The 13632-nt window shown below is 32.3% G+C and carries 9 protein-coding genes; 4 read left to right on the top strand and 5 right to left on the bottom strand.

Annotated features, from left to right (window positions below; translation table 11 throughout):
• Positions 1–261 precede the first annotated feature (261 nt).
• Positions 262–816 (top strand): fasciclin domain-containing protein, encoded by a 555-nt coding sequence (locus tag BUA99_RS10720; protein WP_072991994.1) that lies wholly within the window; start codon positions 262–264, stop codon positions 814–816.
• A 112-nt stretch (positions 817–928) separates the two neighbouring features.
• Here BUA99_RS10720 and pheT read toward each other — a convergent pair whose 3' ends face one another.
• The 5 genes from pheT to recG all read right to left on the bottom strand — a co-directional run bounded on the left by pheT (position 929) and on the right by recG (position 11776).
• On the bottom strand, positions 929–3349 hold the full coding sequence (gene pheT / locus BUA99_RS10715; RefSeq protein WP_072991992.1) for a phenylalanine--tRNA ligase subunit beta: 2421 nt from the start codon (positions 3347–3349) through the stop codon (positions 929–931).
• A 395-nt stretch (positions 3350–3744) separates the two neighbouring features.
• A complete protein-coding gene (locus tag BUA99_RS10710; RefSeq protein ID WP_394333250.1) occupies positions 3745–5055 on the bottom strand; it encodes a TolC family protein in 1311 nt (436 codons plus the stop codon).
• Between the two features lie 51 nt (positions 5056–5106).
• Entirely contained in the window at positions 5107–8202 is a 3096-nt protein-coding gene (locus tag BUA99_RS10705; RefSeq protein ID WP_072991986.1) for an efflux RND transporter permease subunit, read from the bottom strand.
• A gap of 59 nt (positions 8203–8261) precedes the next feature.
• Entirely contained in the window at positions 8262–9326 is a 1065-nt protein-coding gene (locus tag BUA99_RS10700) for an efflux RND transporter periplasmic adaptor subunit (RefSeq protein WP_072991984.1), read from the bottom strand.
• A 341-nt stretch (positions 9327–9667) separates the two neighbouring features.
• Positions 9668–11776: an ATP-dependent DNA helicase RecG gene (gene recG / locus BUA99_RS10695; protein WP_072991981.1), complete on the bottom strand. Its 2109-nt coding sequence runs from the start codon at positions 11774–11776 to the stop codon at positions 9668–9670.
• Positions 11777–11941: 165 nt separating this feature from the next.
• On the opposite strand from recG, the gene BUA99_RS15125 reads away from it, so the two are divergent.
• From BUA99_RS15125 to BUA99_RS10680, 3 genes are all read left to right on the top strand, one after another.
• Positions 11942–12118, top strand: coding sequence for a hypothetical protein (locus tag BUA99_RS15125; RefSeq protein ID WP_159430946.1), 177 nt, complete (start codon positions 11942–11944; stop codon positions 12116–12118).
• Positions 12119–12467: 349 nt separating this feature from the next.
• Positions 12468–12695, top strand: coding sequence for a hypothetical protein (locus tag BUA99_RS10685; RefSeq protein WP_072991975.1), 228 nt, complete (start codon positions 12468–12470; stop codon positions 12693–12695).
• Between the two features lie 97 nt (positions 12696–12792).
• Entirely contained in the window at positions 12793–13338 is a 546-nt protein-coding gene (locus tag BUA99_RS10680) for a DUF1697 domain-containing protein (protein WP_072991972.1), read from the top strand.
• Positions 13339–13632: the final 294 nt, after the last annotated feature.

The raw sequence follows: 13632 nt of genomic DNA, 5'->3' as shown, positions 1-13632 counted from the left end.
TATTTGTTTTTATATTCACTAGTAGTCCCGCTTTCCGCTTTATCTTTTATAAAGCTTCCAACCTTTTAAAGACTAGAAGCTGTGTAAAAGGATACCGCTTCAATCGGGGCTATTCTATAACTTTCTATTTTTACATGATTATAAATCATTGATTTTAATTTACTATAAATCAGCATTTTAAAAAATAATTTAATTTTTTTAAAACCAAATTTAATCTTTGTGCGTAAATGACTTTATATAACTTTAAAAAAATAGATTATCATGAAGACTAGAAAATTTTTATCAGTTGCTTTTATAGCATTAGTATTTGGAGCTACATCATTTGCTCAAAAAACAGTAATGGTTGGTGGCGCAGCAATGTATCCTACAAAAAATATTGTTGAAAATGCTGTTAACTCAAAAGATCACACAACTCTTGTAGCGGCTGTAAAAGCGGCAGGATTAGTTGAAACATTACAAAGTAAAGGACCATTCACCGTTTTTGCTCCAACAAATGCAGCGTTTGATAAATTACCAGCAGGAACTGTTGATACTTTATTAAAACCTGAAAATCTTAAAACTTTGCAAACAATTCTTACCTACCATGTTGTTGCAGGAACAATGAACTCAATGGATATAGCAAAAGCCATTAAAAAGGGTAAAGGTAAAGCTACATTAAAAACAGTAAGCGGTGGAACCTTAACGGCTATGATGAAAGGTAAAGCATTGATGATCACTGACGAAAATGGTAATAGTGCAAAAGTAACTATCGCTGATGTAAACCAGTCAAATGGAGTAATTCATGTAATTGACGCAGTAGTTTTACCAAAGAGTTAATTTCGATAATAGTTTGGTTTTGTTTTTTGAAAAAGTGCTGCAATTTGTAGTGCTTTTTTTTTATAAAAAAATCCCATCTACCGAAGCAAATGGGATTTCAAAAAAAAAAAAATTATCTTAAGCTAGCTCCAAGTTCGGTTTCAAAATTATTTTGCAATTTACTCATGATTTTATCAATTTGAGTATCGGTCAAAGTTTTTGTATTATCCTGAATTGTAAAACTTAGCGCGTATGATTTTTTATCTTCAGGCAAATTTTGACCTTCGTAAACATCAAAAAGATTAACATCTTTTAATAATAATTTCTCTGTTTGTCTCGCTAGATTGTAAATACTATCATAGGTTACATTTTTATCAACTAGCAACGCTAGATCTCGTCTAACTTCAGGATATTTTGGAATATCGGTAAACTTTATTTTAGTTGAAATTGTCTTTAAAATTAAAGCCCAATTGAAATCAGCATAGAAAACTTCCTGTTTAATTCCAAAATGCTTTAAAATAGATTTTTTTACAATTCCCAACTTCACTAAACTGTCATTGCCATATCCAATTGTAATTCCCTCTGAAAAAACATCAGAATCTACAGGTTGATTTTGAATTTTCGTAATACCTAACCTCGATAATATTCCTATCGCATAACCTTTAAATAAAAAGAAATCTGATGGTTTTTGAGTTTGTGTCCAACTTTCTCGGTTTCTATTACCTGTTAGGAATAAACTTAAATGTTTTTTCTCCTCATATCCTGCAAGGTAATTATGATAGGTTTTGCCAAATTCAAATAGTTTTAAATCAGCATTTTTTCTATTAATATTATAGGAAACCGCTTCTAGTCCTGAGAAAAGCAATGATTGTCTCATAGTTGATAAATCAGCACTTAAAGGATTTAACATGCTAACATTATGGGATGTTTTTAATTCTGCTGATAATTCTGCGTAATCGGCGGTAGTTAATGAATTGGCCATTATTTCATTAAATCCTTGCGAATTTAACTGAGCCGCAACAATATTTTGGATTTTGTAATCTTCATTTCTTGGAGCATTGGAGACTGACGCATTTAATTTTTTGGAAAAATTAATATTGTTGTAACCGTAAACTCTCAATATTTCTTCAATTACATCTATTTCTCTTTGAACGTCTACACGATAAGCAGGAATTGTTAATCCTAATCCAGCATCAGAAACGCTATTTACTTTTATGTCAAGGGAAACTAAAATCTTTTTGATAATATCTTTTGGTAATTCTTCGCCAATAATTTTTGCCACTTTAGTAAAGTTCAAAAACACGCTAAAATCTTCAATCTTTTTTGGATATAAATTGATTATATCGGACGTAATTTCTCCGCCAGCAACTTCTTGAATCAATAAAGCCGCTCGTTTTAAAGCATATTCCGTAATAGTTGGATCAATTCCTCTTTCAAATCTAAAAGAAGCATCAGTATTTAATTGATGTCTTTTTGCTGTTTTACGAACACTAACAGGATTAAAATAGGCACTTTCTAAAAAAATAGAACTGGTACTCTCTGAAACTCCTGATTTTTTTCCACCAAAAACACCAGCAATACATAAAGGTCCTTTTTCGTCACATATCATTAAATCTTCTTCATGTAATGTTCTTTCAACATCATCAAGTGTGGTAAATTTAGTGCCTCCTGGTAAAGTCTGAACTATTATTTTTCCATTTATTTTTGCAGCGTCAAAGGCATGTAGCGGTTGACCTAGGTCATGTAAAACATAATTAGTAACATCAACAATATTATTTTTTGGATTTATTCCAATCGCTTTTAACCTATTTTGCAACCAGTCTGGCGATGGTTTCACTTCAATTCCTGAGATTGTTACACCACAATATCTTGGTGCTAATTTTGAATCTTTAACATCGATATCAATTTTTAAAGTTCTCTTATCCACTCTAAAATTACTAACCGATGGTGTAATTAGTTCAACAGTAATACCCTTTTGTAACATTCCTGCTTTTAAATCCCGAGCCGTTCCTAAATGACTCATCGCATCAGCACGATTAGGTGTCAAACCAATTTCAAAAACTTCATCATTTTCTATTTTAAAAACAGTAGCAGCAGGAGTTCCAGGTAACAGTGAATTATCTAGAATCATAATGCCGTCGTGACTATTTCCTAAACCTAATTCGTCTTCTGCACAAATCATTCCATGGCTTTCTTGTCCGCGTATTTTTCCTTTTTTTATGGTAAATGCAATTCCTTCCTTATCATGTAATACTGTTCCAATTGTTGCTACGGGCACTTTTTGTCCTGCTGCCACGTTAGTAGCACCACAAACAATTTGAACCGGGAGTCCATTACCTAAATCTACAGTTGTTATTTTCAGTCTATCAGCGTCAGGATGTTGTACACATGTTAGTACATGACCTACGACAATACCTTCTAATCCTCCTTTTATTGATTGGTATTTTTCAACAATTTCTACTTCTAGACCTAAATCAGTTAGAAGCGTTGCAGTATCTTCTGAAGTACTGTCAACTTTAACGAATTGTTTCAACCAATTGTATGATATTTTCATTTGTTACTTTTAATAAGATTGCAAATATAACGATTGCAGACTATAGAAAGAAACAATTTTTTTCCTTTTTTGTTCGTCTGTAGTAAAACAAGAGACTAATTTAAAATGAAGTTTTATGTTCATTATAAAGTTAGATTATAAAAAAATTGTGTTAAAAACTAGATTTTAGATTGTAACGAAAGGGCAATGTAATCTATTAAGTGGCAAAACGATTTTATCACATATATTTCACTAAAACTTAAGCTAGATTATAAATATTTCATTAATAAAGTGATAAATAGTGAAGTTGAAATTATAGAATACCGTTTTTACAATTTTAAAACTGAAAAATTCTAAAATTTAGAAATGATACATTTAGCGAGTAAACTATAAAAGTAATTATCTAGTTAGTGCTTCTACAACTCTATCGTTCCTGCCAATTCCTTTAAGGCAATTTCAGATAATTTACCTTGAAATTGAGCATTGCTAAAACGCACCTTTGCATTCACGTAGTTTAATTGTGCAGTCCTAAATTCGAGAGTGGTGATAGTTCCAATACGGAATTTCTCTAACGTAATATTTAAATTTTGTTTAGCTATTTGTTCGTTTTTATCTTCTAAAATAATTAATTCTAAATTGGTTAAGTACGTTTGAAATGAAGTAGATAATTGCGATGTTAGAGCAAGATTTTGTTGGTCAATAGATAATTTAGAATTTTCAATTTGAATTTTTGCAATTTTTTCACTTCGATTTTGTGCAAAACCATCAAAAAGATTAAGTGATGCGCTGAAACCATAATTCAATCCTCGTGCCTGTGACTGAGATAAAAATCCTAGACTAGATTTACTTTCTGAAAAATTATAGGCAGTATTCACTCGAATCGTAGGATAACGTCCTGCTTTAATTTGTTTTAATTCTAATTCTGCTATTTTTTTACTTATGATTTGCGACTGTAATTGTGGATTTTGTTTTTCTGCTAGCGTTCGTAATTCCGATAAAGACAATAGCGAGTCAACCACTAATATATCAATCACTCGGAATTCAGTTGTCACATCTCTAGCAAGAAGCTGATTTAATAATATTTTACTGTTAGCATATAATTCCTTTTGCCTTAGTAACGCAACTTGATCAGTATTTAAATCAACTTGTGCATTTAAAACTTCTAACTTAGATGCTTTTCCTATTGTAAATCTATTTTGAGCCAAAGTCATTCGTTGATTAGAAATGACGATTGTTGTATCTAAAGCTGCTAGTTGTTGTTGCTGTTGAACTAAATCGTAATAAGCAGCATTGACATCACTAACTCTTGAAATAATAGTTAATTTTAATTGGGCTTCACCCATTTTTTGTAATTCTTTTAACTGATCAAGTTTAGCAAACATTCTCAGACCATCAAAAATGGTCCAATCTAGACCTACGCCATAACTTAAATTATTATTTTTTGCGTTATTTAGCTTATTACTAGTTCCATCTTGTCGTACCTGTGAACTATTTTGTATACTGTTATTATCTAATATATTTGCGGTAACGGTAGGTAACATTCCTGCATTTCCGACAGCTACATTTGTTTCTTGAATTGATGAATTATTAGTTGCAATCTTTATTTCATAATTGTTTTCTAACGCAATTTTTACCGCACTTTCTAATGTTAGAATTTCTTGCGCGTTGGTTTGCACTATACAGAAAAGGAAAATAATAAAACTTTGAAGTTGTATTCTGGTATTTATCATAATTATATTTTTTTGCCTCGAATAATTTTATTCTAAGCATCAGTATTTTTAATTTACTTCTCTCTCATATTCTTCGATATGATCAAATTCTGGATAATGTTTTCTTGTTTTTGACCACATTAAGTAAAGTGCTGGTATAACAAACAAGGTTAAAACCAGTGAGAAAATAGTTCCACCTACAATTACAACTCCCATTCCCATTCTACTGCTTGAAGCTGCACCAAACGATAATGCAATAGGTAATGCTCCTAATGAAATAGTTAAACTGGTCATTAAAATCGGTCGTAATCTCGCTTCCGAAGCTTCAAGTATTGCTTCTAATTTTGGTTTGCCTTGTTCACGCAATTGATTTGCAAATTCGACTATCAAAATTCCATTCTTGGTAACTAAACCTATCAACATGACAGTTCCAATCTGACTGAAAATATTCCATGTTTGGTTAAACAACCACAATGAAAATAAGGCTCCTGCTACTGCCATAGGCACTGTCAATATTATGATAAAAGGATCGATAAAACTTTCAAATTGTGCAGATAAAATTAAAAATATTAATAGTAATGCCAATCCAAATGCAAAAGCGGTATTCGAACTACTTTCAACAAAATCACGAGATTCACCACCTAGATCAGTTGTAAAAGTATCATCAAGAACTTTTCCTTTAATCTCATTCATGGCATCTATTCCATCACTAATACTTTTTCCTGGAGCTAAACCTGCAGAAACTGTAGCTGCCATGTAACGGTTGTTGTGATACAATTGGGGAGGATTACTCTGCTCTTCTATATCAACAACATTATCCATTTGTATTAATTCACCTTTATCATTTTTCACAAACATTGATGTCAAATCAAGTGGTTTTGAGCGATCTTTTTGATCAAATTGTCCAATAACTTCGTATTGTTTACCATTTCGCATAAAATATCCAAAACGTTGTCCACTTAACGAAAGTTGCAATGTTTGAGCAATATCAATTACAGAAATCCCTAAACTTTGAGCTTTTTCTCGATCAATTGTTACATTTATTTCCGGCTTGTTAAATTTTAAGTTTACGTCAGTGATCGAAAAAGTCTCATTTTTAGCTGCTTCATCCATAAATATAGGGATCTTTTCTCTTAGTTTTTCAAAATTTGGAGCCTGAATAATGTATTGTATTGGCAAACCACCGCGTCTATTTACCGCAATTGTAGGTTGTTCAATAATAGAAGTTTTCGCCTCAGGATATTGTTTTGTCCATTTTGTTAACTTCTCGGCAATTTCTTTTTGAGAATTTTCTCTCTCACCAGGATCTACTAATGAAACCCTGATAAATCCACTATTTACGGATGACGATCCAAAACCAGGAGAGGTAATTACCAAACTTACTTTTTTACCAGCAATAGAATCATCAACTAGTTGTGATATTTCTTGCATGAATCGATCCGTATATTCATAAGAAGAACCCTCTGGAGTAGTCATTCTCATTACAAAACCGCTTCGATCATCATATGGCGCAGTTTCTTTTTGTAAAAGATTAAAAAATAAATAAATCAAACCAAAACACACAAAAAGAATTGGAAAACTCAGCCATTTTCTTTTCATAAATTGGGCTAATGAACTAGCATAACCTTTATTTAATCTTTGAAAGTAGGGTTCTGTTTTAATATAAAAATTAGATTTTTTCTGCTCGCCACCTTTCATCAAGTAAGCATTTAACATAGGAGTTAAAGTCAAAGAAACAAAAGCTGATATTAAAACTGCGGCACCTATGACGACGCCAAATTCCCGAAATAGCCTGCCGACGAATCCTTCAAGGAAAATAACAGGTAAAAATACAGCTGCCAGCGTAATCGAGATGGAGATTACAGCAAAAAAGATCTCATTTGAACCCTTTATAGCTGCTTCAATAGGAGTCATTCCTTCTTCTACTTTCTTATATATATTTTCTGTGACTACAATTCCATCATCTACAACTAAACCAGTCGCAAGAACAATTGCCAGTAAAGTCAATACATTTATTGAAAATCCAAAAAGCCACATAATAAAGAATGTCGCAATCAATGACACTGGAATATCTATTAATGGTCTAAAAGCGATTGCCCAGTCCCTAAAGAACAAGAAAATAATCAAAATTACCAATACGATCGATATTCCTAATGTTTCTGCTACCTCAATAACAGATCTCTTCACAAATATAGTATTGTCAATAGCAATATTTAATTTAATATCTTTTGGTAAATCCTTTTTTAAGGCTTCAAAAACTTTATAAAATTCTTTAGAAATATCAAGATAATTTGCACCAGGAAGAGGAACAATAGCAACACCTACTAAAGGCGATCCTGATTGCGTCATTTTAGTTTCTATATTTTCAGCACCAAGAGTGGCATTCCCTATATCGCTTAAACGAACGATTTTTTCGCCGTCTGATCGAATGATAATATTATTAAATTCTTCGGCTGTAGATAAATTTCCTATTGTTTTTACCGTTAATTCAGTATTTGCTCCTGTCAATTTACCCGAAGGTAATTCGACGTTTTGCTTGTTTAAAGCAGCTCTAACCTCTGATACCGTACAACCATAGGACGCTAGCTTCACTGGATCAATCCATAAACGCATGGCGTAACGCTTTTGTCCCCAAATTTGTACGCCACTTACTCCCGGGATCGTTTCTAAACGTTGCGAGATAACATTTTCAGCATAATCACTCAGTTCTAATGCGTTTCGCGTGTCACTTTGAACCGTCATCGAAATTATCGCATCACCATTGGCATCAGCCTTAGAAACCACTGGAGGTGAATCAATATCTTGTGGAAGATTTCGTACTGCTTGCGAGACTTTATCTCGTACATCATTAGCAGCATCTTCTAGATTTTTATCTAAATTAAATTCAATAGTAATACTGCTACTCCCTTGTGCACTTGATGAAGTTACATTACGGATTCCATCAATTGAATTAATCGCTTTTTCTAATGGTTCCGTGATCTGGGATTCAATAATATCAGCATTTGCTCCTGTATAATTGGTACGAATAGAAACCTGAGCAGGATCGATTGAAGGAAATTCGCGAACGCCCAGAAAAGTATAACCTATAATCCCGAATAACACAATAGCCAAATTGATCACAATGGTCATTACGGGTCTTCTAATACTTGTAGTTGATAAACTCATTTAAAATTTAGATTTTAGATTTTGGAATTTAGATTTTTAAAAAGGATATAGTCTAATTTTTAAATCTTTTTAATGGTAACTTTTACTTTATCATCATTTTTTAAGGACATAACACCATTCGTAATCAGAGTATCACCTTCCTTAAGTCCTGAAAGTACAAGCACTGATGTTTCTGTTCTAGTGGCTGTTTCTATCATTAATTCTTTAGCAATTCCGTTATCAGTAATGAAAACTTTTTTACCGTTTTGAATTGGGATTATAGCTTCTGTAGGAATGACTATGGCGTCCTTGATTATGTCTAACGGTAATTCTACATCTGCAAAAGTTCCAGGTAATAATTTGCCGTCTTTGTTTTCTGCAATTGCTCGAACTTGCAATGTACGTGTTGCAACTGCAATTTCTGGGTCAATAGCATAAATTTTAGCACTATACTGTTTGTCTGAACCTGCTACTTTAAAGGATATGATAGTATTTGTTCTAACTTGATTTGCATATTTCTCAGGAATTGAAAAAGTAATTTTAAGTTTTCCAATGTTTACTAATTTTGCTACTAATATCATTGGGGTGATATAAGTTCCGGGAGAAATAGAACGCAAACCAATTTTCCCAGAGAAAGGTGCTCTTACTGCTGTCTTCGAAATTTGAGCTTGTATCAATTGGCTTTGTGCTTGTGAGGACTTAAGATCAGCTCTTGCTAAATCGTATTCCTCTTGACTTATAGCTTCTTTTTGTAGTAATAATTTGGCTCTTCTTTCATTTTCAGAGGCTAATCCTTCACGCGTGGCTGTTTGTCTTAATTGTGCTTTCAACTCAATGTCATTAACTTTAAAAAGTACTTGACCTTTAGTAACGTTAGCACCTTCCTGAAAATAAATACCTTCTACAATTCCTGAAACCTCACTTCGAATTTCTACTTGCTCATTAGCTTCAATAGATCCTGAGAGCGAAAGATTATTGTCAAAAGTTTCGAATTTAACAACCATTCCGCTTAGCGCCGTTGGTTTGCCTTTTCCCTTTTGATCCTTTGAATCGTTGGCCTTATTGCTGTTAGAATTAATTCTATAACCAATAAATCCAACGATTCCTATGGTTAATAAGGTATAAACTATGTATTTAATTTTCATATTATAAAATGTAAAGTAGGATTATTTATCAGTAATTTTAGTTAAAAAGCAAATTTAGCTTTTACAATTGGGATTTCAGTATATGTTGATTATTATTTAACGTTTGTACATACAAATATTAAACCAATCGCGAAAATGTATTTTTTTTTTGTCAAAAAATATGTTTTTTTGCAATTATTTGTAAGATTTTTTTATGCTAAATTAATTACATTTTATTTCAAATTAGGATACAAATTAGTATCACTGAACAAAAAAATCATTATCAGAATACATTACATTTAAATTGTATGCGTATTGGACAACTGAAAATGTAGAAGGTTTAATCAAAAATCAAAAACTTTCTAACTAATATAATTCCAGATATTCTTTTTCTTTGTCATTTCCATATAAACTGCTCGCAAAGTACTGTGCTCCAATTTTTGCATTGCAGGGTCTTCCCGTAACAATTTCATTGCATAATTTCTTGCTAAGGCTAAAACATCTCTGTCTCGCACTAAATCTGCGATTTGAAGATTTAGCACTCCACTTTGCTGCGTACCCATCAAATTGCCCGGACCTCGAAGTTTTAAGTCGACTTCAGCAATTTCAAATCCATCATTAGTTCGCACCATCGTTTCCATTCTAGTTTTACTGTCAGCACTGAGTTTGTGACTTGTCATCAAAATACAATAACTTTGTTCAGCACCGCGACCCACACGACCCCGAAGCTGATGCAATTGCGATAAGCCAAAACGCTCCGCACTTTCTATTATCATTACACTCGCATTAGGAACATTTACGCCCACTTCAATAACTGTTGTAGCGACCATGATATTAGTTTTCCCACTTGAAAAGCGCTTCATTTCAGCATCTTTATCCAGTGGTTTCATCTTTCCATGTAAGATGGAAATGGAATACTGAGGCAACGAAAAATCCCTAGAAATGCTCTCGTAACCATCCATTAAATCTTTATAATCCATTTTTTCTGATTCTTGAATTAATGGATATACAATATAAATTTGTCGACCAAGAGCAATTTCATCGCGCAGGAATTTCCATACTTTCAATCGGTTACTGTCAAATCTATGAACAGTTTGTATCGGTTTTCTACCCGGTGGTAATTCATCAATTACAGAAATATCTAAATCCCCATATAAACTCATCGCTAAAGTCCGAGGAATAGGGGTAGCGGTCATCACTAAAACATGTGGTGGAATTGTATTTTTCCGCCACAATTTCGAGCGTTGTTCAACTCCAAAACGGTGTTGTTCATCAATTACGGCGAGTCCTAAATTTTTAAATTTTACTTTATCTTCAATTAAAGCGTGAGTTCCTATAAGTATGTCTAAGGTGCCGTTTTCTAACTCCTCGTGAATAATTCTTCTTTGAGCAATTCTAGTTGAGCCAGTAAGAATTTTAATATTGATATTTGTGGTTTGTGCCAATTCAGATAAACCTATAAAATGCTGGTTCGCTAAAATTTCTGTAGGAGCCATCAAACAAGCCTGAAAGCCATTATCCAGCGCTAACAGCATGCTCATAAACGCAACAATCGTTTTGCCAGAACCCACATCGCCTTGCAACAAGCGATTCATTTGCGCATTGCTACCCATGTCAGTTCTTATCTCTTTTATCACTCTTTTTTGAGCATTCGTTAACTCAAAAGGCAAGTGGTTTTGATAAAAATCATTAAAATATTCTCCCACTTTCGTAAATGGATGACCTTTAATTTTATGTTTCTGGATGAGATTTTTAGTAATTAATTGCAACTGAATAAAGAATAATTCTTCAAAAATTAATCTAAATTTGGCTTTAGCCAACGTATCAGTGCTAGTAGGAAAATGGATGTTGAACAACGCCTCTTTTTTAGAAATTAACTTTAATTCGTCAATTAAATAATCAGGCAATGTCTCAATAAATAAGTTTTGCGTTTCGAGAAACAGCTGTTGCATCATTTTATTAATGACTTTGTTTGAAACGCCGCGATTTGTAAGTGTTTCAGTTGACGGATAAACGGGTTGCATTGCTGAACGCAAGCTTTGTTTGTGTTCGCTCATCATTTCAATTTCCGGATGCGCCATATTAAATAGATTCCCAAAAGTGGTGCATTTGCCAAATATTACGCAAATTTCATTCAACTTTAAACTCTCCTTTATCCATTTGTGACCTTGAAACCACACTAGCTCCATTTGTCCCGTATCATCCACAAACGTAGCAACCAATCTTTTTTGGCTTTTACCAAATTCAACTGTTTTAACATTGATTATTTTGCCAATAATTTGAACTTCCGCACCATTATTTTGTAATTCGTTTATTTTATAATAGCGGGTTCTATCAATGTATCTATTTGGAAAAAAATTAACCAAGTCTGCATACTTATGAATTCCCAGCTCCTTGCGCAGCAATTCGCCCCTGTTAGGACCAACACCTTTTAAATATTCGATAGGAGTGAGAAGAAGGTTATTAGACATTATAAGTATTAGAATTAAAATTGTAGATTGTAGAATTTAGCACTTTTTTAAGAGGTTATATTCTATTTTATTTCCAAAAGCGAAGGTAGTTTTTTGTTTGGAATTTCGAAAATTGTAAAAGGGAATAATAGGTTTGTTGCTACTCTTAAAAAGTTCTGTAAAAAATTGATTTTATTCTCAGAGATGATTTTTTTTGTGGGAGCTATTCTCGCTAATCGTTTCAAGCTTTGTGGCGTCACACCTTTTTTCTATTTTGTGGCAGGATCTTCCTTTGGTCGCTCTACCACAACTAGAAAAAATGGTATTCCGCTCGCAAAGGCTTTTCACTGTTATCATGGCTAGGAAATTTATTATAAATAATTCTAATCAAAAATCTAAAAAACAGTTCACACGTAAACTCTCTTAGTATCACTGCGGATGTTTCATGAAAATTGCCGAAATGTAAGTGATTTACAGATGATAGTTCATGTGATCTGTTTTTATTTTTTTTACTTTGCTATTTATGCGCACAACTCTCTTCGAAATGCGATAAAAAACTATTTTTGCTTTTTTAAAAAGAATTTAATTTTTAAAATTGATTGTTAGAAAAATAAAAACAATGAAAATATCACATTTAAACAAAAAGAACAGCAAATTTATTTTTATTAATATTTTAATTTCTTGCACCTTAATTTAATCACTTTAACTGTTTATGAAAATATCTAAAACCATTTATTTGATCTTAGCGATTGTGTTTTTAATTTCCTTTCTGCGATCATTATTTATTGAAGAGGCGATGCATAGACTATTTATTTGGGAGGTAAATATATGGGTGTATCGCATATTTCGTTTGGTTATAGCTGTCGTGTTTATGAAGTCGTATTTAGAATTGCGAAAAATAGAAAAAGTTAGTAAAGAAGACAGTTCTAAAAAAGAATAAGCTTACGTTAGAAAAGTTTAAATAAAATGATGTTACAATATTAAATTCTTGTTTTAATTCAAATCATAATATCTTCGCAATAAATAAAAAAATAATTATGACAACTCATCTTGCTTTACTTCGTGGTATCAATGTTTCTGGTCATAGCATGATAAAAATGGAAGCTTTAATAAAAAATTTGGAATCTATTGGTTTTCAAAATGTACAAACTTACATACAATCAGGTAATGTATTTGTGGATGCTGAAGAGGAAAATGCAGCTGCTATAGGTTTCAAAATAAAGCAAGAAATTTTTAAGAGTTTTGGTCACGAAGTTCCAGTAGTGGTTATTGGAAAAAAGGATTTGGAAGCTTGCCTAGAAAATAATCCTTTTTTAAAAGACAAAGAAGTGGATCTTAAAAAATTATATGTTGCTTTTATCTCCACAACTTTGTCTAGTTCTAGTATGAATGATCTAAGGATAAGTCAATTTAAGCCTGATGAAGCTTGTATTGAAGGTAATAAAATTTTTATAAAATATGCAGTTGGCGCTGGTAAAACGCGATTTGATCAAAAGTATATTGAAAAGAAATTAAGTGTAATTGCCATAATACGCAACTGGAACACCGTCACACAACTTCTTAAAATGTACGATGAGCGCTAAATCTTTCTCTTTTTTCATCGCTAAAAAAATGTTTACAACTTCTAAAAAATAGAAATAAAGAATACTTTTAGAGTTATTAAAAATATAACTATGACCCGTTGGGTGTAATTATTCAAAACGTCAGTTCGAGTGTTTTTTTATGAATTAAAAAGGAGCAATAAATGTATCGAGAACCGTTTTTAATGAAATTTTTCTTGTTCTCGACATATTTTTCTATCGAAAAATACTCGAACTGACGAAAAATCACCATCATAAACTAATTACACCCAACGAGTGAACTATGCTTTTAAGGAA

Origin of the sequence: Flavobacterium segetis (assembly GCF_900129575.1) — a bacterium.
Classification (GTDB): domain Bacteria; phylum Bacteroidota; class Bacteroidia; order Flavobacteriales; family Flavobacteriaceae; genus Flavobacterium; species Flavobacterium segetis.
The sequence above is the reverse complement of the archived record's forward strand: the minus strand, read 5'-3'. Positions and strand labels throughout refer to the sequence as shown.